The organism is Haladaptatus sp. CMSO5, from assembly GCF_036689885.1.
In the GTDB taxonomy this organism is placed as follows: domain Archaea; phylum Halobacteriota; class Halobacteria; order Halobacteriales; family Halococcaceae; genus QDMS2.
In genome coordinates this window covers 2,347,148-2,369,245 of the sequence record NZ_JBAHVW010000001.1, presented here as the reverse complement: position 1 = coordinate 2,369,245, position 22,098 = coordinate 2,347,148, and the positions used below count along the sequence as shown (strand labels likewise).

At 59.2% G+C, this 22,098-nt stretch carries 27 protein-coding genes, 2 tRNA genes and 1 pseudogene; 22 read left to right on the top strand and 8 right to left on the bottom strand.

From position 1 onward, the window contains the following. Positions 1-33: 33 nt before the first annotated feature. Together V5N12_RS12565 and V5N12_RS12560 are read right to left on the bottom strand one after the other, a co-directional pair. Positions 34-267 carry a DUF7513 family protein gene (locus V5N12_RS12565; RefSeq protein ID WP_332899510.1) on the bottom strand — a complete coding sequence of 78 codons (234 nt, stop codon included), beginning with the start codon at positions 265-267 and terminating at the stop codon, positions 34-36. After that, positions 264-1,862 (bottom strand): Na+/H+ antiporter NhaC family protein, encoded by a 1,599-nt coding sequence (locus V5N12_RS12560; RefSeq protein WP_332899509.1) that lies wholly within the window; start codon positions 1,860-1,862, stop codon positions 264-266. Before V5N12_RS12560 ends, V5N12_RS12565 begins: the two co-directional genes overlap by 4 nt. Positions 1,863-2,020: 158 nt before the next feature. Between V5N12_RS12560 and V5N12_RS12555 the strand changes: the two genes are divergently transcribed. The 3 genes from V5N12_RS12555 to V5N12_RS12545 all read left to right on the top strand — a co-directional run bounded on the left by V5N12_RS12555 (position 2,021) and on the right by V5N12_RS12545 (position 4,870). Further along, positions 2,021-3,244 (top strand): HD domain-containing protein, encoded by a 1,224-nt coding sequence (locus tag V5N12_RS12555; protein ID WP_332899508.1) that lies wholly within the window; start codon positions 2,021-2,023, stop codon positions 3,242-3,244. 22 nt (positions 3,245-3,266) lie between these two features. Next, the gene (locus V5N12_RS12550) at positions 3,267-4,280 is read left to right on the top strand and encodes an amidohydrolase family protein (protein ID WP_332899507.1); all 1,014 of its coding nucleotides are present in this window, start codon (positions 3,267-3,269) and stop codon (positions 4,278-4,280) included. A gap of 149 nt (positions 4,281-4,429) precedes the next feature. Continuing rightward, positions 4,430-4,870, top strand: a complete 441-nt coding sequence (locus V5N12_RS12545; RefSeq protein ID WP_332899506.1) for a universal stress protein — start codon at positions 4,430-4,432, stop codon at positions 4,868-4,870. Here the strand turns inward: V5N12_RS12545 and V5N12_RS12540 are convergent. The 3 genes from V5N12_RS12540 to V5N12_RS12530 all read right to left on the bottom strand — a co-directional run bounded on the left by V5N12_RS12540 (position 4,858) and on the right by V5N12_RS12530 (position 6,417). After that, positions 4,858-5,799 (bottom strand): biotin--[acetyl-CoA-carboxylase] ligase, encoded by a 942-nt coding sequence (locus tag V5N12_RS12540; RefSeq protein WP_332899505.1) that lies wholly within the window; start codon positions 5,797-5,799, stop codon positions 4,858-4,860. The genes V5N12_RS12545 and V5N12_RS12540 overlap by 13 nt on opposite strands. 32 nt (positions 5,800-5,831) lie before the next feature. After that, entirely contained in the window at positions 5,832-6,164 is a 333-nt protein-coding gene (locus V5N12_RS12535) for a NifU family protein (RefSeq protein ID WP_332899504.1), read from the bottom strand. A gap of 67 nt (positions 6,165-6,231) precedes the next feature. Beyond that, positions 6,232-6,417, bottom strand: coding sequence for a hypothetical protein (locus V5N12_RS12530; RefSeq protein ID WP_332899503.1), 186 nt, complete (start codon positions 6,415-6,417; stop codon positions 6,232-6,234). 184 nt (positions 6,418-6,601) lie between these two features. Between V5N12_RS12530 and V5N12_RS17180 the strand changes: the two are divergent. The 3 genes and pseudogenes from V5N12_RS17180 to V5N12_RS12520 form a co-directional block, all read left to right on the top strand. Beyond that, a pseudogene (locus V5N12_RS17180) lies at positions 6,602-6,937 on the top strand (PKD domain-containing protein); the annotation flags it as partial. A gap of 33 nt (positions 6,938-6,970) precedes the next feature. After that, positions 6,971-9,952, top strand: coding sequence for a hypothetical protein (locus V5N12_RS12525; RefSeq protein ID WP_332899502.1), 2,982 nt, complete (start codon positions 6,971-6,973; stop codon positions 9,950-9,952). Between the two features lie 98 nt (positions 9,953-10,050). Continuing rightward, on the top strand, positions 10,051-10,947 hold the full coding sequence (locus V5N12_RS12520) for a hypothetical protein (protein ID WP_332899501.1): 897 nt from the start codon (positions 10,051-10,053) through the stop codon (positions 10,945-10,947). Here the strand turns inward: V5N12_RS12520 and V5N12_RS12515 are convergent. Continuing rightward, positions 10,944-11,153, bottom strand: a complete 210-nt coding sequence (locus V5N12_RS12515) for a hypothetical protein (RefSeq protein WP_332899500.1) — start codon at positions 11,151-11,153, stop codon at positions 10,944-10,946. The two genes, V5N12_RS12520 and V5N12_RS12515, sit on opposite strands and share 4 nt — an antisense overlap. 2 nt (positions 11,154-11,155) lie before the next feature. Further along, on the bottom strand, positions 11,156-12,193 hold the full coding sequence (locus V5N12_RS12510) for an Mrp/NBP35 family ATP-binding protein (RefSeq protein WP_332899499.1): 1,038 nt from the start codon (positions 12,191-12,193) through the stop codon (positions 11,156-11,158). Positions 12,194-12,382: 189 nt separating this feature from the next. Here V5N12_RS12510 and moaA point away from each other — a divergent pair, with 189 nt between their 5' ends. The 14 genes from moaA to rpsB all read left to right on the top strand — a co-directional run bounded on the left by moaA (position 12,383) and on the right by rpsB (position 19,657). Further along, positions 12,383-13,354, top strand: a complete 972-nt coding sequence (gene moaA, locus V5N12_RS12505; RefSeq protein ID WP_332899498.1) for a GTP 3',8-cyclase MoaA — start codon at positions 12,383-12,385, stop codon at positions 13,352-13,354. Positions 13,355-13,582: 228 nt separating this feature from the next. After that, positions 13,583-13,667, top strand: a tRNA-Ser gene (locus tag V5N12_RS12500). A gap of 69 nt (positions 13,668-13,736) precedes the next feature. Beyond that, positions 13,737-14,228, top strand: coding sequence for a 30S ribosomal protein S13 (locus V5N12_RS12495; protein WP_332899497.1), 492 nt, complete (start codon positions 13,737-13,739; stop codon positions 14,226-14,228). Between the two features lie 3 nt (positions 14,229-14,231). Continuing rightward, positions 14,232-14,762 (top strand): 30S ribosomal protein S4, encoded by a 531-nt coding sequence (locus tag V5N12_RS12490; RefSeq protein ID WP_332899496.1) that lies wholly within the window; start codon positions 14,232-14,234, stop codon positions 14,760-14,762. Beyond that, a complete protein-coding gene (locus V5N12_RS12485) occupies positions 14,759-15,145 on the top strand; it encodes a 30S ribosomal protein S11 (RefSeq protein WP_332899495.1) in 387 nt (128 codons plus the stop codon). The genes V5N12_RS12490 and V5N12_RS12485 overlap by 4 nt, the downstream gene beginning before the upstream one ends. A 2-nt stretch (positions 15,146-15,147) precedes the next feature. After that, positions 15,148-15,894 carry a DNA-directed RNA polymerase subunit D gene (locus V5N12_RS12480; RefSeq protein WP_332899494.1) on the top strand — a complete coding sequence of 249 codons (747 nt, stop codon included), beginning with the start codon at positions 15,148-15,150 and terminating at the stop codon, positions 15,892-15,894. A 120-nt stretch (positions 15,895-16,014) separates the two neighbouring features. Further along, positions 16,015-16,099 (top strand) — tRNA-Leu (locus tag V5N12_RS12475). A gap of 26 nt (positions 16,100-16,125) precedes the next feature. Next, positions 16,126-16,476 (top strand): 50S ribosomal protein L18e, encoded by a 351-nt coding sequence (locus V5N12_RS12470; RefSeq protein WP_332899493.1) that lies wholly within the window; start codon positions 16,126-16,128, stop codon positions 16,474-16,476. After that, entirely contained in the window at positions 16,473-16,910 is a 438-nt protein-coding gene (locus tag V5N12_RS12465) for a 50S ribosomal protein L13 (RefSeq protein WP_332899492.1), read from the top strand. The genes V5N12_RS12470 and V5N12_RS12465 overlap by 4 nt, the downstream gene beginning before the upstream one ends. Then, complete coding sequence (locus tag V5N12_RS12460) at positions 16,904-17,299, top strand: 30S ribosomal protein S9 (RefSeq protein WP_332899491.1); 396 nt, start codon at positions 16,904-16,906, stop codon at positions 17,297-17,299. The genes V5N12_RS12465 and V5N12_RS12460 overlap by 7 nt, the downstream gene beginning before the upstream one ends. Before the next feature lie 12 nt (positions 17,300-17,311). Then, a complete protein-coding gene (locus V5N12_RS12455; protein ID WP_332899490.1) occupies positions 17,312-17,506 on the top strand; it encodes a DNA-directed RNA polymerase subunit N in 195 nt (64 codons plus the stop codon). Between the two features lie 5 nt (positions 17,507-17,511). After that, entirely contained in the window at positions 17,512-17,688 is a 177-nt protein-coding gene (locus V5N12_RS12450) for a DNA-directed RNA polymerase subunit K (protein ID WP_442904943.1), read from the top strand. Continuing rightward, positions 17,685-18,881: a phosphopyruvate hydratase gene (gene eno, locus V5N12_RS12445; protein WP_332899489.1), complete on the top strand. Its 1,197-nt coding sequence runs from the start codon at positions 17,685-17,687 to the stop codon at positions 18,879-18,881. Before V5N12_RS12450 ends, eno begins: the two co-directional genes overlap by 4 nt. Continuing rightward, positions 18,878-19,657 (top strand): 30S ribosomal protein S2, encoded by a 780-nt coding sequence (gene rpsB, locus V5N12_RS12440; protein WP_332899488.1) that lies wholly within the window; start codon positions 18,878-18,880, stop codon positions 19,655-19,657. Before eno ends, rpsB begins: the two co-directional genes overlap by 4 nt. A gap of 18 nt (positions 19,658-19,675) precedes the next feature. Here the strand turns inward: rpsB and V5N12_RS12435 are convergent, their stop codons facing one another. Beyond that, on the bottom strand, positions 19,676-20,239 hold the full coding sequence (locus V5N12_RS12435; protein ID WP_332899487.1) for an NUDIX hydrolase: 564 nt from the start codon (positions 20,237-20,239) through the stop codon (positions 19,676-19,678). A 94-nt stretch (positions 20,240-20,333) separates the two neighbouring features. Here V5N12_RS12435 and mvk point away from each other — a divergent pair, with 94 nt between their 5' ends. Beyond that, positions 20,334-21,326 carry a mevalonate kinase gene (mvk, locus tag V5N12_RS12430; protein WP_332899486.1) on the top strand — a complete coding sequence of 331 codons (993 nt, stop codon included), beginning with the start codon at positions 20,334-20,336 and terminating at the stop codon, positions 21,324-21,326. Further along, positions 21,323-22,069, top strand: coding sequence for an isopentenyl phosphate kinase (locus V5N12_RS12425; RefSeq protein ID WP_332899485.1), 747 nt, complete (start codon positions 21,323-21,325; stop codon positions 22,067-22,069). Before mvk ends, V5N12_RS12425 begins: the two co-directional genes overlap by 4 nt. Positions 22,070-22,098 lie beyond the last annotated feature (29 nt).

The window sequence follows — 22,098 nt, the reverse complement described above, 5'->3', positions numbered from 1 at the left end:
GGGTTAAACACTCCCCTCGAAAGGCGGGAGAAACTAGTTGTCGAGCAGTTCGGCTTCGCCTTCGTATGCGCTTTCGTCGAACGAGGTAACGCGGACGCGCACTTTTTCGTCTACGTGCGCTTCGGTCGCACCCTCGACGAACAGGTGGGTGTCGCCAACGCGAGCTACGGCACCGCGGCCGTCGTAGCTCGTGATGAACACCGAGAACTCGTCGCCGGGGTCGAAGGCGGGCGTTGAGGTTCGAAAGAGGTCTGCGAGGAAGCTCATACGCGAGCCACCTCCTTCGATTCACGGTCTGGGATGTATTCCCGGCCGTAGCCGGTGAGCGCGGCGAGCAGGAACACGCCGACGAGGAACCAACCGTGGAAGACGAACGGCACCACGTCGATGGCGTTTACAATCATGTCGGTGGTGAACCACGCGAACTCACCATTGTTTGCGGCGAGTTGCTCCATCTGGGTCACCCCAACGAGGACGCCACCGGCCCACGGGAAGATGTAACCGAGTGCGGAGGTGTTCGCGTCTAGGATGTTCGCCCGACGGTAGCCGTTGATGTTGAACTTCTCACCCATGCGCGAGATGTACGGCGCGATGGCGATTTCGGCTGCGGTGTTGATGGTAATCATCGCGTTCACGGAGGCCGTGCCGAGCACCATCGTCGTCTCCGCGCGCCGGACGTTCGTGGCGACGGAGTTGAGCAGGAGGTTCTGGAGCGCTTCGAAGCCGCCCCCGCGAATCATGACCTGCGCACCGGCGACGATGAGCAGCGTCAGGACGATGAGCGGGAAGAACCCGGAGGCCCCAGTGACGAGACTCCCGGCGACGCCCGTCCCCTCTTCGACGACTTGGACGAACGGCAGGCCGCTGAGGGAGGCGGCGAACGGTGCGCCTTCGGGCGCGTTGAACACGAGGACGTCTTGGACCGAGGCAAGCCCGAGCGCGAGGCTCGCGGCGATGGCCGTGAAAATCCCCCACGAGATGGCTTCGACGATGTGGCGACCATTGATGGCCGTCACGATGACGACGCCCATCGAGATGAGGTGGACGAGGCCAAGCGGGTTGCTCTGGGCTTCGAGCAGTTGTTGGGAGTTCTGCCCGATGTCGATTCCGGGCATCGACAGCCCCATGATGATGTACGCGGTGAACGCCAGCGCGGCGGCCACGAAGGCGTACTTGAACCGTGAGGCGACGACGCCGCCGATGTCGGAGTCTTGGGTGACAGCGCTCACGATGGTCGTGTCGCTCACGGGTGCGAGGTTGTCCCCGAACACCGCACCGGAGAGGATTGCGCCGAACAGGAGCACGGGGTTCGCCCCGAGCAGGAGGCCAGCGGGGAAGAACAGGCCCGTGAAGGCGATGGTCGTCCCGTAGCCCGTCCCGATACCGGTTGCGAGCAACGCGGCGAGGACGAACGTCACGGCGGGGAACAGTTGCGGTAAGAGCGCATCGGAGACGGGGACGACTTGGGCGGCCCACACGAGGCCGTCCACGAAGCCGCCGTCTTGGAGCGTCTGGGCGAACATCCCGGCCCAGAGCCACGCGACGATGGCGGTCGCGGCGACGCGGCGGGTCATCCCCTCGAAGATGGTGTTTGCGTACTCTTTCCAGTCACCTTTGACGAACAGCATCCCGACGGTCAGGGAGACAAGCATCCCAATCGACAGTCCTGTCGTGTCACCGATTCCGAGGAGGCCACTCTGGAAAATGGCCCACACGATGAACAATCCAATCGGGAGGGCACTCATCCACTTCCCTCCGTAGAACTCTAAGGCAGGACCCGACCGGGCTGATGCACCCTCTGCCAACTCTTGGCGGAGGGTCTCATCAAGCTCGTCAGACCCGGCTTGTTTGTCAGTAGGCATCAAGCCGGGCTAACCAGTCTGTCGTTAACATTCTTCCTATTTTTTCTGCCTTGTTTCAGTGAATTGAATGGTGCGTGGTTACACGCCTCACGGGTGGTCGGATTACATGCCTTCGCTCCGGCCGCGATGTTTTGTACCAAGCCGCCGAACGGGGGCGTATGAAGCATATAAAGGACAGCGTCCACGACCACATCGAGGTCGGCGGCGTTGCCCAGGACTTACTCGACACCCCGGAAGTCCAGCGCCTTCGCCACGTAAAGCAGTTGGGCACTGCAGGGCTGGTGTACCCCTCTGCGAACCACTCACGATTCGAACACAGCCTCGGCGTCTATCACCTCGCCACCCAAGCCTTGCGCCACCTCCGCGTCGAAGGCAGACAGGCAGAACGCGTCAGAGCGGCCGCTCTGCTCCACGACGTTGGCCACACGCCGTTTTCGCACAACATCGAGACCATCATCGAACACCACACGGGCAAGTACCACGACGATGTTCACGAGCTGCTCGACACGGGGACGGTGGGCGATATCCTCCGCGCCCACGACCTCGACCCGGAGAAGGTCGCAGACCTCGTCGCGGGCGATGGTGAACTCGGGCAACTCGTCTCGGGCGAACTCGACGTAGACCGGATGGATTACCTCCTGCGCGACGCCCACCACACGGGCGTCCCCTACGGGACAATCGACCACGGTCGCCTCGTCCGGGAACTCCGTTTCGTTGACGGCGAACTTGTGCTGGCAGAGGGGAACGTCCAGACCGCAGAGAGCCTGCTGCTCGCGCGGGCGCTGATGAACCCAACCGTCTACAACCACCACGTCGCCCGCATCGGGAAGACGATGCTCCGACGCGCGACCGAACACCTGCTCGAAAACGACGTCGTCACCCCGGAACGGCTTCGCCGGATGGACGACCACGACCTTATCGTCGCGCTCCGCACCTTCGACGGAACACAGGGCTTCGCCGACCGCCTTAGCTACCGCGACCTCTACAAACGCGGCATCTGGGCGGAGATGCGCGACGTTGGCGACGACGTCATCGACGCAAGCCGCGAGCAAATCCACGAGTGGGAGACGGAAATTGCGGTACAGGCCGAGGTGGACGTAGACGAAGTGCTCCTCGACATCCCCTCCCGGCCGACGATGAAAGAGTCCTCGACGCGCGTCATCGTGAACGGTGAAATCCGCCCGCTTGACCAGCAATCGACGCTCGTCGGCGCGCTCGAAACCGCCCAGCGCGACCAGTGGCGATTCGGGGTCTACGCCCCAGCGTCGGTCGCAGAGCGCGTCGGCAACGCTGCCGTCCGAGAACTCGGTCTCGACATCGACGGCGCGCTCGTCCAAGACGTACGCCACGGCATCCACGCGCGACTTGACGAGTTTGAATAAGATGGGCCAGAATCACTCGTCTATGGAACTCACAGGGACAATTCTCCGCGGGCGGTCGTTCGACCCCATCGAAGGACGCCTCGTCGTCGAAGACGGCGAAATCGCTGCTATTGAAGAAGAATCAACTGATTCAACTAATATCATCCTCCCGGCGTTCGTAAACGCCCACACGCACATCGGCGACTCGATTGCCAAAGAAGCAGGCGGCGGCCTCTCGCTCGACGAGCTCGTCGCGCCACCAGACGGCTTGAAACACCGATTGCTCCGGGCGGCAGACCGGTCAGAAATGGTCTCCGCGATGCGCCGGTCGATTTCGTTCATGCAACAGACCGGCACCGCGGCGTTCATCGAGTTCCGCGAAGGCGGCACCGAAGGCGTCGAAGTGCTTAGAGAAGCCGCAGACGGCCAGCCAGTCGAACCCGTCATCCTCGGCCGCGAAGAGATTGCGGCGATGGAAGCGAGCGATGGTTACGGCGCAAGCGGCGCGAGAGACGCCGAATTTGGGAGCGAACGAACTGCCACGCGGGAAGCGGGCAAACTGTTCGGCATCCACGCGGGCGAGCGTGACGAACTCGACATCAACCCGGCGCTCGACTTAGACCCAGACTTTCTGGTGCACATGGTACACCCCCAACAGATTCACTTCGAACGGGTCGAAGACAACAACATCCCGATTGTCGTCTGCCCGCGGTCGAACCTTGTCACGAACGTTGGTATCCCCCCAATCTCGGAGTGGTGCAACCGGACGACGGTCGCCCTTGGTACGGACAACGTGATGCTCAACAGCCCCTCGATGTTCCGCGAGATGGAGTTTACCGCGAAACTCGCGGACGTGTCGGCCACGGACGTGCTCAAAATGGCGACCGTCAACGGCGCTGAAATCGCCGGGCTCGACTACGGCGTCCTCGAAGCAGGCAGACCAGCAAAGCTGCAGGTGTTAGACGGTGATTCGGACAACCTTACTGGTGCAAAAGAAGTTGTTAGAGCCGTCGTCCGACGGGCTGGCGCGAGCGACGTGAAAGCCGTCTATCTCTAACGATACCTTCCTCTCAGAGAACAGTTTTTCTGACAATATCTCGAACACACCAATATATGTTTTAGTTAGTACATATTACGGAGTCTCAACCGGCACCGTCGCTACAACAGTTAAGAGTCGTCGGGCTGAATGTGTTATCGACTAACACGATGTACGAGCGCATTCTCGTTCCAACGGACGGCTCTGACGGCATCGACAGCGTCGTCGAACAGGTCGTCGAACTCGCACAGGTTCACGATGCGACGATTCACGCCGTCTACGTCATCAACACGGCGAGTTTCGCCAATCTCCCGATGGAAACCTCCTGGGACGGTGTGAACGAAATGCTCTCGAACGAAGGCGACACCGCACTCAACAGACTGGAAGAGCTCATCGACGGCCGGGTTCCGGTAAAACGCGTCCTCCTCGAAGGGTCACCGAGTAAAGAAATCGTCCGCTACGCGAAAACCGAAGACTGTGACCTGATTTTCATGGGTACCCACGGCCGGGGTGGCATCGACCGCTTGCTCCTCGGGAGCGTCGCAGAGAAAGTCGTAAGAACCTCCGATATTCCCGTGTTGACCGTTCGTGTCTCCTCTCAACGCGACTGAACCGGCCGGAGGTGCTCGCATTCGCCCGCCGAAATCCGCACAGTGCCGTCGTCGGTTTTTAGCACGAGCGTTCCCGGGAACTCGACATCGACGGCTTCACCGAGTACGTCGCCATTCGGTGTCTCGACGCGGACGTACTGACCAAGGGTGAGGGCATATTCGCGCCACGCAGGCAGGATAGCGTCCGTATCCGCCGCGAGGTCAGTGAACTCCTCAAGCACGCGTTGGACGACGATTCGACGATTCACTTCCCCTCCTTCTATCTGGAGGCTCGTCGCTGTCTCTGGAATCTCGTCTGCTGCCAAATTTGCGTTGATGCCGATGCCGACAACGACCCACGAGACGCGGTCTGCCTCGCCCGCCATCTCGGTGAGGATGCCACAGAGCTTCTTCTCGCCCTCTGCGGTCGAGACAAGCACGTCATTCGGCCACTTGATGACGGCTTCGACGCCTGCCTCTCGGGCGACTTTTGTGACTGCGACGGCAGCGGCGAGCGTCAACAATGGCGCGTGGGACGTGGGGAGTTCTGGGCGGAGCACGAGGCTCATCCAGACGCCACCGGCGGGCGCTTGCCAGTCACGATTCAGGCGACCTCGGCTTCCGGTTTGCTCGTCTGCAAGTACGACGACGTTCTCTGCGCCTTCTTTGGCCAGTTCACGCGCACGGCTGTTCGTACTCCCAATCGACTCGTGATACTCGATGCTGTAGGGGGCGTCGAGACCAAACTCAACGGCGGGGCCACCGTACTCGGGCACGGAGGCGAGGACATATCCCTCACCATCGCTCTCGATTTCGAATCCGGCCTCGCGGAGCGCTTCGACGTGTTTCCAGACCGCCGCCCGCGAAATACCCAGCTCGTCCGCGAGTGCAGGCCCGGATCGCGACCCGTCTGCGAGCGCAGCCAACACGCGCGCTCTCGTATCGTTCATACCCGGTGTTTAGCCGGGGAGTAGAAAATCGTTTAGAAGGGGGCTTGTGGGCGGTTCTCGTCGTCCTCGCTGCCAGAGAACGACGGCATGCTCGGGGTGCTGTCCATACCAGTGTAGGCGTGGACGGCGTTGATTTCTGGAATCTCTGCGACGAGGCGGTGTTTGAGCGCCTGTACCGTCATCGGTGAGATGCCACAGCCGCTGCACGCGCCGCCGAGCGAGATGGAGACCTCACCGTTTTCGAGGTCTAAGTCCTGAATCGCCGCACTCCCGCCGTGCATCTGAATCTGCGGGAAGTTTCGCATCATGAACAGCCGGATGCGCTCTCGCACGTCCTCTTCTGTCGCTTGCGTCTCTGTGCTCATGGCTGAACGAAGGGAGTCTGCAGATATAGCGTTTCGCCCCGGTGAACCGCCCGTTTTACCCGATTTATCACCCGCTGCGGGCTAACCAGAGGCCGGTCAGGGCAATCGAGAGAGCGACACCAACCCCAACGCCGAGTCCACTCGGGAAACTCGCCGCAAAATCTTTCGTGAGCATCCCGATTGCCGTCGCCAACGCGAACGCGATGACGCCCGCGACGAACGCCCGGAGGAGAATACCGCGGTAGATAGACATACCTCACCGGTAGAGACGGGTGGGTAAAAATGAGCGGAATATCTCTGCGACTTCATTGCGTAACTTGCATTCATCCCTTTTTTCGGAAACCGGCGCAAGAATTGGTCTCCACTCTGTAAATTAAAAAATATACGAATGTTAAATTTTATAAACAATAGAGTATGTAATTTCTGACAATTCAGACATGATACGCTCACCCGTTCTCGCTTTCGTGGTCGTTTTGTCGCTCGTTTCACCGGTCGTTGCGCTCTCACCTGCGAACGAAGCCCCACTCGCGGAGGCTGGGCTGGACCAAACCGTTTCGCGCGGAACCGTCGTTCATCTCGACGCAACTGGGTCGCGCGACCCCGACGGCCGGCTTACTGCCTACGAGTGGGAAATTCACGCCCCGAACGGAACGCGCCTCTCTCCACGCTGTCGCTCTTGTGCACGCACGAAATTTCGCCCCGCACAGACTGGCGAGTACACCGTCTCAGTCACCGTCACCGACGATGCGGGCGAAAGTAGGACAGACACTCTGTATATCACCGTGGAGACCGGAAGCCCGCCAAACGTGACGCTCGCTGGCGTACCTACTGTCGAAGCTGGAACCGCTGTCACAACCCGCGCGACCATCTCGCGTGGCGGGGCACCGCTTTCCCGCATCATCTGGACGGTGGATGGTCGAGTCGTTGCGAACCGCTCGATTTCTGCTGACCAGCCAACAGACTCACTCTCGACGACGTTTGGAACGGTTGGCTCTCACACCGTACGTGCGACCGTCTACGACAAAGATGGGTTGACCGCATCAGATACATGGAACACTCAAACAACGTCGCTACCCTCGTCGGGCGGTGGAAACACCGGTGACGAAGACGGAACGAACACACCACCTCCGTCACTCGCGGCTGGTCGTAATCCTACGATTTCTGGCCCGCAGACCGTTCTTGGTGCTCGCCCGCTTCGTGGCTCCTATTCGATTTCGTTGACCGGCACTGCAAACGCGGTCGACAGCGTGTCCTGGTACAAAGACGGTACTGTCGTCGCCACCGGCATAACGCAGAATATGACGTGGACGCCAGGAGATCACTCTATTTTCGCAATCGTCACCTACACCGATGGCTCTGAGAACATCGCCCGCTTCGAAGATTCGACAACGCAAGTCGTCGCAGACCCAAAGCCAACCGTCACACTCTCTCAGTTACAACGATTTGGGTCGATTACTGGACTCGCCTCCGGTTCGGACGCATACGGAAACATCGAATCAGTGTCCGTGTTTGTCGATGGCGCGCAAGTGGATTCGACCTCGCTGCAAGCAATCAGCCAGGCCAACCCAAACAGTGGGGCACATCTCGACCTTCGATTCAGCGAGCGCGTGACGTCACAGCAGAATCAAACCGTGACCGTCAGAGCTGTGGATTCGAGGGGACAAATTTCGACTACGTCACAAGTCGTCGCACCAGTCGGAAAACCGGTCGTTCTCAGTAGCGAGTTTGTGAATACACCAGTCGATTCGTACCATACTCGAATCAATGCCAGTCGCTACGCGGCACATCACGTTCTGAAAGTGGATCTGAACGGCGTCGACCCGGACAATTTTGATGTGTCGCCAAAGCAAAAAGCTGATGCAGAACAGTTTGAATTACAACAAAGTGAGTATCACCGGATTCGCGACTATGATCCACAAACTGATGTCCTCACAATTCATTCGTATTGGGCGGCACCTCACCCAGGTACATTTAGCATAAAACAAAAATGGTCTGTGTCCACGTGGAGTTCGGATTCGCAAATTTCCAGCAGTTCTCTCTCGAATGAGCTTGAAGTAACCCCAAGCGATCCAGAACTTCGTATTGAGGTTATTTATGACGGCACTGGCTTCTATAAGCCTGAGTGGGGGATCATCGTTGACGCCAGCAATTCATTCGATCCTGACGGATCAGATCTGCGCTATACGTGGTCTCAAGGTGCAGTCCCAATCACAGCGGATAACTCTACAGCGAAGTTTGATTCATTCAAACTTGCGAAAATCACAGTACTTGACCAGTTAGATAATACCGCATCACGCTCATACAACTTCCACGATTACTTCTCACCAGAAGTTGGTAAAATAGAACAGATCTCGACTGGACCCTACTTGCCAAATGAGACGGTAAAATTCAGAATTGTATCTGTACCGTTCAAATTCACCAAGAGCACGTACGATGTTTCGCTTGGGGTTGACGTAGTTGGAGCGGACGCGACCGTTGTTTCATGGGAGCGGAAAGTATACGACCCACAAAAAGCCGCTGCGAATGGGACATACGACACGGATGAGTTGGATTCAGAATTGCGAACGGGTGTTATCGAAATTCCGGCGTCTGAGCTAACAAATGGAGCACAGCCAGAAATCGTAATTTACAACGAAGCAAACCCAGACCGTGTCCAATCCACGGCGAAGATTCCCGAGGTGAACACTCTCTACATCTCACGAATCTACCCAACAAACATCTCTGTCTCAAACGTCTCGTATCACGTCCAAAAACCACGGATTCGGCAAGTAATAGCACGCTCAGAAAGTTCTCGTGCTGCCCGTCTCGCTGATGGCTACACGGTAAAACGAGCGTCAAATACGGGAACTGAGTATACAATCGAGCACTTGGAAAAGGTTCAGGAAGCGAAATACACGACACAGATGGAGTCGTTCGGAACCCGGCGATATCGAGACGTGTTCCTTGGGTCAAACCCACGCTGGCATGCGGAAGGAACGAGGAGCCACACCGAACGCTGGACGACAATTGAAACGGAGTGGCGAGATAGCCGGAGCGGGCACGGCGAGTTCACTGGCGATACCCGCCAGGTCAAAGTGGACGATGCAGACTACAGGCTTCTCAAAGAGTACGAGCACGAGTACACTGTTGAACACACTGGATATCGAACTGTCTCGAACTGTATCGGCTATGGTATTTGCCTCCCGTCTCGTGAGCGGTACACATACACCGAAGAGGAAACAGATACCTACTGGTCGACCAGCAAACGTTCGTGGGGCGACGATTTCACCGGAGATACACGGAGACAGAAAATCGACTCTGCAGAGTACGAAACGCAGTACAAGTACCACTACCAAGAGCAGCATCAGGAGACAACAACGTCGTACATTGCTGAGCGCACCGTTCTGTCACAACCGGCGCAGTACGAGTGGCGACAGTACAAAACAACAACTAATCCAGCGACTGCAAAGTCGCTTTCAAAGCTCTCTGATGAATATCGCATTGGCAACACTGAGCCAACGACCGAGTGGATAATGACAAAGCAAATCGGCGTAACGGATGCGTGGTACGACCACTACAGTGACGAAACAACGGTCATCGAGACTACTGCCACTGTCACAAACGACCACGTCGTCGAATATCGTAGTTCGAAGACGGGTGAGAGAACAAGGGTAGTCACACAAGATTCGACGCTAACATATCGTGGCGACGGCGCAAATTCAAAGCAAGAAATAATCGATTCGTTGGTAAATGGTGGTTCGACAGAATATTGCCATGCACAATCTGGAACAGCTCGGTATTGTGTATAATATTTGAATTTAGAACGTTAATTAAATAAGTAATACCAAATACATCATCGATAAGGATGCAACGTCGACTGGCTCTATTGTTGGCTCTCTTTGTTTGTATGACTCCTCTCGTAAGTGGCGCACAACCGAATAACGTGTCTAGTTCTGTTCTTGAAGATAATGCTACGGTAGATCGAGAAGTAACGTCATACTCCGGAATTATTTACTCTGTTAAATTTAACGAAACATCTCGAGTTCTATCAGTTGAAGCGACCAATCCAAAATCAAAAACAATCGATACTGGAACTGCGGTTCGAGTTGATGATCGACGTATTGGTACTACATCTTTCACTCTTTCACCAGGAGAAACATGGTCAAATACCTGGAACGTAACTCAGGGCTTCCATGTTCACGAAGACCGGCACAAAATCACGTTCGCAACATACGAGAACGCGACGGATTTCTATCTGAATTATCCCATCAATTCAACCAACTCACCTGGAATCCCATCGCCACAAATCACGAATGTTCGAATTGCTAATGGAACGATCGATGGGGAGCCCTCATCAGTAGCTTATGTGACTATTGAGAACCCTGGAAATCAACTCTATGGTGCCAGCTTACTGGTTCACACAACTGGGACTGATGGTAGCTTCTATCTTGCGTCTCCTGGCCCTTACGGCAATAAAACAATCAAAGTAGAACTCCTTGACGAGCGCGGCTCTGTCATCAAAGGCGAAGCACGTCTCTACGATGAGAATATGTCTGATGAATCCACCGCCTACGATCAGGTAGGTTTCGTCGGGCAAGCTGGCGAAAACACCAGCATGTGGAACGAATCGTACGAGCCGGGCATGCCACCGTGGGCGTCGGATCCGTACACTTATGAGAATGAGTCAGACCAGCAGAGTTTGGCGATGCAGGCGAGTGGTGGACAGGCCTTTTATGACATTCCACTGGCGTACCTCGTCGGTGCGTTGCTCGTCGGTGTCGGTGTCCTCAAACGTCTGCTCTAACGCTCTAACGTGCCGCGCTCGACCACTTGCAGGATGAACTTCATGTTGAGGTAGATGTCCTGTGGTGTGGTCTCCTCGTCGGGGTCGTAGAGGTCGCTGATGCGGTACAGCAGCGCGGAAATCTTGTCGGCCTCGTCCGACCCATCGCGCACGTCGTCTGCGATTTCGCGGAGTGTGTCCATTCGCTCGGTGTCCTTCTCGACCATGGTTATTGCATCCGTCGGCGGAGTAGAATCCCGACGTTCGTGGCAGTATTCTCCGTGAATTGCCTGAATGCGTCGCCGGTCGCTGAGTCTTCGTCCATCACGACGGGTTTGCCTTCGTCACCGCCCGTGCGGACGCGCGGGTCGAGGGGAATTTTTCCGAGGAACGGCATCTCGACTTCCTCTGCGAAGCGCTCGCCGCCGCCTTCACCGAAGATGGAGTGGTCGCTGCCACAGTCTGGACAACGGAAAGAGCTCATGTTCTCGACGATGCCGAGGACGGGCGTTTGGTGCTTGCCGAACATGCGGAGGGCTTTCCGGGCGTCGTCGAGGGCGACTTCCTGTGGGGTCGTGACGATGACTGCGCCTGTGACGGGGACGGTTTGGAGGAGGGTGAGTTGGGTGTCGCCAGTCCCGGGTGGGAGGTCGATAATCATGTAGTCGAGGTGGCCCCATTCGACGTCTTCCCAGAGTTGGGTGAGGAGCTTGTGGACCATCGGGCCGCGCCAGATGACGGGGTCGTCTTGGCCGGTGAGGAAGGCCATGCTCATCAGCTTCATCCCGAATTTCTCGGGCGGGACGATTTTCTCCTCGGCGGTTGCCTTCGGGCGTTCGTCTGAGCCGACCATCCGCGGGACGTTTGGGCCGTAGACGTCTGCGTCGAAGAGACCGACGCGCGCGCCCATTTGGGAGAGGCCAGCGGCCAAGTTCACCGCGACCGTAGATTTTCCGACGCCACCTTTGCCCGAGGCGACGGCGATGATGTTCTTGACGTTCGGGAGGATACTTTCGTCTGCGGTGATGCCACGGTCTACGTCTGCGGTGAGTTCCGGCTCGATGCCCTCTTTTGAGAGTACTTCGCGTACGCGAGCGGCAATCTGTGTTTCGTTCGGCGAGTAGGGTGCACCGAGCGCGAGTGAGATGTGGACGGTGTCGTCTGCGTCGATGGTGACCTCGTTTACGAGGTTCAGCGAGACGATGTCGTCACCGAGGTCGGGGTCGTCTACCCGTCGCAGGAGGTCGAGGATGTCCGCTTTGTCCATGGTCGCACGTACATCGTGACGGGGCGATAAGGCTTGTGAAGGCCCAGACCGACGACGGACTTCGTCGGCAGACTGACGCTCGATTGCAACGGGGTCTCGTTGCGGATTGCCGGAACCCGTAAGCAATTTTGGTTACTTTGGGGGTGTTTTGTCCCGCCAACTTATGCGGACGCACGAGAAGTGTGTCATATGCTCACGGACGATTTTGGCCGCGAGGTGACCGGCGTGCGGATTTCGCTCACCGACCGGTGTAATTTTGATTGTGTCTACTGTCACAACGAGGGGCTTGGGGACACGCGCGGGCCGATGGACCCGCAAGAAAACGAGATGAGCGCAGACGACGTGGTTCGATTTCTGGAGGTCGTCGAAGAGTTTGGCGTCGGAAAAGTCAAGTTCACGGGCGGCGAGCCGATGTTGCGCGAAGATTTAGAGGAAATTATTCGGCGGACGCCCGACTCGATGGAGGTGTCGCTGACGACGAACGGGACGTTCTTGCCGGGCCGGGCGGAGGCGCTCAAAGAAGCTGGGCTTGCGCGGGTGAACGTCTCCCAAGATGCGCTCGACCCCAAAGAGTTCGCAGAGATTACGAAAAGTGGGGCCTACGACCGCGTGCTCGAAGGCGTGCAAGCGGCGCTTGACGCGGGACTCGACCCCGTGAAACTGAACATGGTCGTGTTCAAGCAGACGGCGGGCTACGTCCCGGAGATGGTAGACCACGTTGCCGAAAACGAAGGCTTGCAACTCCAGCTCATCGAGTACATGCCGGAGTTGACCGGCCACGACGAGTGGGCAATCGACATCGGGCGGGTTCACGACTGGCTCGCAGACCAAGCAGATCATATCGAACGCCGGAACATGCACGGCAGAAAGCGCTACTACATCGGGAAGGGCATGGTCGAAATCGTCGACCCAGTCGGGAACAAGAGCTTCTGTGCGAACTGCCATCGCGTGCGCGTAACGCACGAAGGGTATCTAAAGGGCTGTCTCAACCGCAACGACGACCTCCGGCCGATGGGCGACATGACGAAAGACGAGATTCGCGCGGCGTTCCGCGAGGTCGTGGCGAATCGCGTTCCGTACTACGGTGAGTATCTCATCGAAGAAGACGGCGAGTGGGTGGTAAACGAGAAGTACCTCCCCGAGAAGACGGTCGGCGTCTGAGTTACAGTCTGTCCACAGCGGTTTCTCTCTGTATTCGTGACTGTTCTAATACGCAACTATTCGAAGACTGTCTAGCTTTTTTCACCCCCGTTTGCCGTGAGACAGCATGACGGGCAGGCGGGTTGCTTTCGTTGTGTTTAAGTACCCTAACCGGATTTGTACCAGTGTAAGCGAATAGCTGTAGGGGCATGTGCCCCGAGTCCAACTGGGCGAAGATACTGAGCGCAGGTCGTGGTAGCCAAGTCTGGCCCAAGGCGCAGGGTTGCTAACTCTGTGGCGTCAAGCCTCCGGGGTTCGAATCCCCGCCACGACGTCTCGAACGTCCAATAACGGACACTTTCGACCGAAGCAACGAAGTTGCTTCATCAACCATTCAGCAACAATGAGTGCAGAAGAACCCAACACGGACGAAGAACAAGAGGACATCAGATACTTCGTTCGTATCGGACAGACAGACCTCGATGGTACGAAGAGCATCGAGCGTGCACTGAGCGAGATGAACGGCATTGGCCGACGGACGGCCCGCATCATCGCGAAAAAAGCCGACATCGACCGACGTGAAACGTTCGGCCGCCTCGAGGACGACGAGATTGAATCGATAGTCTCCCTCGTAGAAGAGTACGCTGACGAAGTGCCAGTGTGGCTCACGAATCGTCAAAGCGACTTCTACACGGGCGAGACGAAACACATCACCGGTAACGACGTAAACCTCACGCGAACGCGTGACATCAACCGGATGAAGATGATCAACTCCTACAAGGGCGCACGCCACAAGCGCGGACAGAAAGTTCGTGGCCAGCGCACCAAGTCCACCGGACGCTCGGAGGGAACCATCGGTGTCAACATCGAAGCCATCAAACAGGAGGAGGAGTAATAAATGTCGCTTCCCGGACAGAACACGAAGTTCTACGAAACCCCGAACCACCCGTTCCAGGGCGAGCGCATCGCCGAAGAGCACGGGCTCGCCGGTCGTTACGGCCTGAAGAACAAAGAAGAACTCTGGAAGGCGCAGTCGGAACTGCGTAACTACCGCCGCGAAGCCCGCGAACTGCTCGGGCAGACGCAAGGCGACACGGAACTCGCAACCGAGCGCGGTTCCCAGTTCCTCGCCCGTCTCAAGCGCATCGGCATCCTCTCCGAGGACGACAGCCTTGACGACGTCCTGAGTCTCGACGTGAACGACGTGCTCGAACGCCGTCTCCAGACGGTCGCCTACCGCAAAGGCCTCGGTCACACGCCAAAGCAGGCACGCCAGTTCATCGTCCACGGTCACGTCACCGTCGCCGGCAGCCGTGTTACCACTCCCTCTGCGAAGGTATCCGTCGCAGATGAGGATTCGGTCGCTTTCGACGAGACCAGCCCACTCGCAGACGACCTGCACCCTGAGCGTTCGGAGGACCAACAATGAGTTCTGAAGAAGAAAAATGGGGCATTGCCCACGTTTACGCATCGTTCAACAACACCATCATCACGGTCACCGACCAGACGGGCGCCGAGACGATCGTCAAATCGTCCGGTGGTACCGTAGTCAAGCAGAACCGTGACGAAGCATCCCCGTACGCGGCGATGCAGATGGCTGAAACGGTCGCAGAGGAGATCCACGCCGCTGGTATCACTGGCCTGCACATCCGTGTGCGTGGCCCCGGTGGCAACCTTCAGAAGAACCCAGGCCCCGGCGCACAGGCGACGATTCGCGCGCTCGCCCGTGCCGGACTCGAAATCGGCCGCATCGAAGACGTCACGCCAATTCCGCACGACGGCACTCGTGCTCCTAAGAACAGCGGGTTCTAACAATGGCTGTCGACTACGAAGTGGAGTTCATCGACTACACGGATCGCAGGTCGCGATTCCTCGTCCGTGGGGTCACCCCGGCATTCGCAAACGGCATCCGCCGCGCGATGATTACGGACGTGCCCACGCTGTCGATCGACACGGTTCGGTTCATCGAGAACTCGAGTGTGATGTTCGACGAGATGATCGCCCTGCGACTGGGTCTCGTCCCGCTCACCTCGCCCATCGGCGAGTTCGAGCTCGGTGACACCGTCACCCTGAGTCTCGACGTGAAAGGGCCGGCTACGGCGTACTCGGGCGACCTCGTCTCGGCGGACGACCTCGTCCAGCCCGCAGACCAGAACGTCCCCATCGTCGAACTCAAAGAGAGCCAGCGTCTCGAATTCGAGGCCGACGCGGTTCTCGACACCGGCAAATCCCACGCGAAGTTCCAAGGTGGGGTGGCCGTTGGCTACCGACACCTCCAGCGTGTCGAGGTCGTCGGTGACGCAGGTGAGTTTGAGGATGACGAACCGAACATCCTTCGTGGTGTAATCGAAGAAGACGGAGAACTGGTCGGCACCGAAGAGTTCGACCACGACCTCTCGAAGCGGTATCCCGGCAAGGAAGTCGAAGTCACCGACGTGCCGAACGCGTTCGTGTTCGACGTCGAAACTGACGGGTCGTTCACCGTCGCAGACCTCGTCCTCGCCGCCGCCGATAGTCTCGGTGACCGCGCCGCAGAACTCGAAGAAGCAGTCCAACTGTAAGCAGACCAATGATCCCTTCAAACCACATTCAGTCCCGGACGCCTGCCAACAAAACCACCGGCAGGACCGGGTGTGCAATCGAAACAGGTTTGAAGGCCAACCCAAAACACATGCATGCGAGCAGGGGTAGCCAAGTCAGGCCAACGGCGCAGCGTTCAGGGCGCTGTCTCGTAGGAGTCCGCAGGTTCAAATCCTGCCCCCTGCACTCAGTTTTCCACCAGGAGCGATATTATGAGTAAGACGAATCCGAGGCTCGCCAGTCTCATCGCCGACCTGAAGTCGACCGCCCGTGATTCGGGTGCCGACATCTGGAGCGATGTTGCTGACCGACTCGAAAAGCCCCGGCGTAACCACGCAGAGGTCAACCTGGGCCGTATCGAGCGGTACGCCAAAGAGGACGAAACCGTCGTTGTACCTGGAAAGGTGCTCGGCAGTGGCGTCCTTCAAAAGTCGGTCACCGTCGCTGCAGTCGACTTCTCGTCGTCAGCAGAGACGAAGATCAAGCAAGTCGGTGAGCCAGTTAAGCTGGAACAGATCCTTGAACAGAACCCCAACGGAACGAACATTCGGGTGATTCAATGAGCGCAGCCGAATTCGACGTCGACGTCATCGTCGACGCCCGCGACTGCATCATGGGTCGGGTGGCCAGTCAGGTCGCCCAGCTCGCCTTAGACGGCGAGCGCGTTGCCGTGGTGAACGCAGAAGAAACCATCATCACCGGCAGCAAAGACGACATCTTCTCGGTCTACGAGAAGCGTGCCGAGATCGGCTCTGACCAGGGCCCATACTACCCAAAGCGTCCCGACATGATCTTCAAGCGCGCCATCCGCGGCATGCTGCCATACAAAACGCAGCGTGGCCGTGAGGCGCTCGAATCCGTCCGCGTCTACGTGGGTAACCCGTACGACGACGACGGCGAAGTCCTTGAAGGCACGTCGATCGACCGCTTATCGAACATCCGCTTTGTCCAACTGGGCGAAGTGAGCGAAAAACTGGGGGCCAACGTCACATGGTAACGAATACGAGTGGTAAGAAGAAGACGGCCATCGCCCGTGCAACGGTCAAAGCAGGCGAAGGTCGCGTGCGTATCAATTCCCAGCCAGTCGAACTGGTCGAACCGGAACTCGCCCGCCTCAAGATGCTGGAGCCGTTCCGCATCTCCGAAGGCCTGCGCGACTCAGTCGACATCGAAGTGCACGTGCAAGGCGGCGGCGTCGTCGGACAGGCCGACGCAGTCCGCACCGCCATCGCGCGTGGACTGGTTGAGCACTCTGCGGACGCCGAACTCCGCGACGCGTTCATGGAGTTCGACCGTTCCCTGCTGGTGAACGACGTTCGCCAGTCTGAACCAAAGAAGTGGGGCGGGCCCGGTGCTCGTGCCCGTTACCAGAAGTCCTACCGCTGAGGTGACCACGCCATGATGATACCAGTCCGGTGTTTCACGTGCGGCAAAGTTGTCGGCGAACACTGGGAAGAATTCGAAGCACGCGCCTTAGATGGCGATGAAGACCCCGAACAAGTACTCGACGACCTCGGGCTGGACCGATTCTGCTGTCGGCGCATGCTAGTGTCGCACCGCGACCTCGTCGATGTCGTCGCCCCATACCAGTGATATCCATGCAACGATACAGCCGGTACGAAAAAGCACGCATCCTCGGGGCACGCGCCCTGCAGGTGTCGTACGGCGCGCCCGTCCTCATTGAGACGGACGAATCCCAACCGATTCTCATCGCAGCCGAGGAGTTCGACGCCGGTGTCCTGCCGTTTACCGTCAACCGAGGTGCAAAGCAGTGACGCTCATCTCCGAGGTTCACTTACGCGCGATTCTCGACTCGCGGGGCAACCCGACGGTCGAAGCAGACGTGCGCACCGAAAGCGGTGGATTCGGCCGTGCAGCAGCCCCAAGTGGCGCGAGTACGGGCGAATTCGAAGCCATTGAACTCCCTGTCGAAGAGGCCATCGCGGCCGCCCGAGAACACGCCATCCCCCGACTCGTCGGGAAGGTGTACGCAGGCGACCAGCGCAGCGTTGACGCAGCCCTGCGCGCCGCAGACGGCACGGACAACTTCTCCGAGTTGGGTGCAAACAGCGCCGTCGCCATTTCGATGGCCGCGGCGAAGGCGGCCGCCGATCTGCTCGGCGCGCCCCTCTATCAGCACCTCGGTGGAACGTTCCGCGGGAACACGTTCCCCGTCCCCCTCGGCAACGTCATCGGCGGCGGCGAACACGCCACCGACGCGACGTACATCCAGGAGTTCCTTTCAGCCCCCGTCGGCGCACCGAGCGTCGAGGACGCGGTGTTCGCGAACGCGGCAGTTCACGACACGGTCAAAGAACTGCTCGACGCCCGTGGCGTTGCGGCAGCGAAAGGCGATGAAGGCGCATGGGCACCATCGATTGACGACGCCGAAGCGTTCGACATCATGGCCGAAGCAACAGACGCGGTCGAAGACGACGTTGGCTTCGAGATTCGATTCGGCCTCGACGTGGCCGCATCCGAGTTGTTCGAAGACGGCGAGTACCACTACGGAGACGTCACGCGCACGCCTGACGAACAAGTAGACTACATCGCCTCCCTCGTCACTGACTACGACCTCGTGTACGTCGAGGACCCCCTCGACGAGAACGACTTTGACGGCTTCAAAGCGCTCACCGAGACCGTTGGCGACCGGACGCTCATCTGTGGTGACGACCTGTTCGTCACCAACACCGAGCGACTCGCAGACGGCATCGACATGGGCGCGGCGAACAGCATCCTCATCAAGCCAAACCAGATTGGCACGCTGAGTGACGCGTTCGACGCCGTTGAACTCGCCGTCCGAAACGGGTACGACCCGGTCATCTCCCACCGCAGTGGTGAGACAGAGGACACGACGATCGCACACCTCGCTGTCGCGACCGACGCCCCGTTCATCAAGACGGGTGCCGTAGGCGGCGAGCGCACTGCAAAACTCAACGAACTCATCCGAATCGAGGCAAACGCATGAGCGATAACGAACAAGAAGAAGGCCTCGAGGCGGCCGAGGAGGAGATCGACCAGGAGCCGACCGGCGAGGCCGGTGCGGAACCCGAGGTCGACCCCGACACGGACGTCCGAGAGGCAGATGACGAAGAAGAGCCGGCCACCGAGGCCGAAGAAGAGAGCCCCGTGCTTGACGAGGACGTGATGGACAACCAGGAGGAGGCAGACCTCCTCATCCCGGTCGAGGATTACCTCGCCGCTGGTGTCCACATCGGTACTCAGCAGAAGACCAAGTACATGGAGCGGTTCATCCACCGCGTCCGTGACGACGGTCTGTACGTCCTTGACATCTCGAAAACAGACGAGCGCATCCGCACCGCTGCGGACTTCCTTGCGGGCTACAACCCAGAACAGATTCTGGTGACCTCGAGTCGCCAGTACGGTCGCTTCCCGGCAGAGAAGTTTGCCGACGCCGTCGGCGCACGTGCCCGCACGGGCCGCTTCATCCCCGGAACACTGACCAACCCCGACTACGCAGGCTACATCGAGCCGGACGTCGTCGTGGTGACCGACCCGATTGGTGACAGTCAGGCCGTAAAAGAGGCCATCACCGTTGGGATTCCGGTCATCGCCATGTGCGACTCCAACAACTCGACCAGCAACGTAGACCTCGTCGTCCCAACGAACAACAAGGGTCGCAAAGCGCTGTCGGTCGTCTACTGGCTGCTTGCCAACGAGACGCTCGACCGCCGCGGCGCAGAGCCGTCCTACGCCCTCGACGACTTCGAGAGCGAGATTTAAGCCGCCCTTTTTCGTTTCTTATTCATCGTCCGTGAGCGACGGCGTTCGCTCGGGGAGCGGCAGTTGGTGGAGTTCTGGATGCTGAAGCTGGTCTGGGAGCACGTCCCACCAGCGCGCCGCTTCGACTTCGTCTGCGTCCGGCTCTGGTGACCCCGAGAGGTGCTGGCCGTCGAACACCACAGAGAGGTTGAACAGCTCCGGTCGGGAGGGGTCCGCCTCGTCGGTGACGGTCGTGACGTGCACCTGGTTGAGTCCGGTGAGCAAACACTCGACGCTCGTCTCTTCGCGCACTTCACGGCGTGCGGTTTCTTCGTAGGATTCGTCGGGGTTGATGTAGCCGCCCGGCGCGGTCCACGCGGCTTCGCCAACCCGCCGGATGAGGAGCACTTCGCCGTCGCGGTTCGAGAGCCAGACGCCCGCCCCGCCGAGGTCGCCGGTCTCCTCGAAGTGGGCGGCGGCGCCGTCGTAGCGTCCGGTAGGCCACGTTGCGGCCTTTTCGACGATTTCGTAGGTGCCGTAGGCCGCGTCGAACCGGCGAATCGTCTCCTCTACGTGGCGACGCATTCGCGCGGTGAGTGACATATCTGCAGGGATTGCGGTCATCACTATTGAAATGTGAGGATGCGTGACGGGTAAATTCGCAACTACTGTTATCCCTCGAACCCTCGAATGGGTAATGACCGTTTCAAGTGCTCCAGGCAAGGTCTATCTCTTTGGTGAGCACGCCGTCGTGTACGGGGAACCGGCCGTCCCTTGTGCTATCGAACGCCGCGCGCGAGTCACCGTAGACGCCCGTGATGACGGCCGCCTTCGCGTGCAGGCAGCCGACCTCACCCTCGACGGGTTCACCGTCGAGTACAGCGGTGACGCGGGCGGCGCACCCGACGTGGACGTGCCAAGCGGCCTCGTTCGCGCTGCGATGGGCTACATCGACGGTGCTGTCTCACAGGCGCGAGACGCGGCGAACCAGCCAGACGCTGGCTTCGACATCACCATCGAAAGTGCGATTCCGCTCGGTGCGGGGCTTGGCTCATCTGCCGCCGTGGTCGTCGCGGCCATCGACGCCGCCACCCGCGAACTCGGCGTCGAACTTACCAACGAACAGCTCGCAGACCGCGCCTATCAGGTCGAACTCGACGTCCAAGACGGGCAGGCGTCGCGCGCGGACACGTTCTGCTCCGCGATGGGCGGGGCGGTGCGCGTCGAAGGCGACGACTGTCGAACCATCGACGCACCCGACAACCTCCCGTTCGTCATCGGCTACGACGGCGGCGCGGGTGACACGGGCGTGCTCGTCGCAGGCGTTCGCAAACTCCGCGAAGAGTACGACTTCGCTGCGAACACCGTTTCTGCCATCGGCGACATCGTCCGTCACGGCGAGCAGGCGCTGGCAGACGGCAATATCGAGGAACTCGGCCGACTCATGAACTTCAATCACGGACTGCTCGAAGCCCTCGGCGTCTCCTCGCGTTCGCTCGATACGATGGTGTGGGCGGCGCGTGACGCCGATGCGCTCGGTGCAAAACTCACGGGCGCGGGTGGCGGTGGCTGTATCGTCGCACTCGACGAAACGGACGCGACGGCGACGGCGCTTCGCTTTACCATGGGCTGTGAAGATGCCTTCCGCGCCGAACTCGACACCGAGGGCGTGCGTGTGGAGGAACCATGACGACGGTGCTTAAACTCGGCGGCAGTATCATCACCGAGAAAGAAGGCGTCGAGAAAATCCACGAACCGCGCCTCGGAAAGGCAGTCGGGATGCTCGCAGACGCCGACATCTCGCGGCTCGTCCTCGTCCACGGTGGCGGGAGCTTTGGCCACCATCACGCGAACAAGTACGACGTTTCGACCACCGACGGCACCCACGACCCGGACGCCGTCCTCGACATCCACGAGGCGATGAAGCGCCTGAACGAAGTCGTCGTCCACCGACTGAACGAAGCGGGCGTGCCCGCCGTGCCGGTCCACACGCTGTCGACGGCATCGCGGGACGCTGCCGGGGCACTCACGCTCGGGACGACGGCCGTCGAAACGCTGCTCGCAGAGGGGTTTGTCCCCGTACTCCACGGCGACGTCATCGCCCACGAAGGTAAGGGTGTGACCGTCGTGAGCGGCGACGAAATCGTGACGGCACTCGCCCAGTCGCTCGATGCAGACCGCGTTGGGCTCTGTTCTGCGGTGCCGGGCGTGCTTGATGCGGAGAACAATGTCATCCCCGAAATCACGTCATTCGAGTCGGTCGCGCAAGCACTCGGTGAGAGTGATGCGACGGACGTCTCAGGTGGGATGGCCGGGAAGGTTCGCGAACTGCTCACCCTCGGCGCACCCGCAGACATCTTCGGCCTCGATGACCTCGCGGCGTTTCTCGCAGGCAAGTCACCGGGCACCCGAATCGACGGCCAGGGCAACTAAGCTCGGAGTCGCCCACCATTCCACGTCCT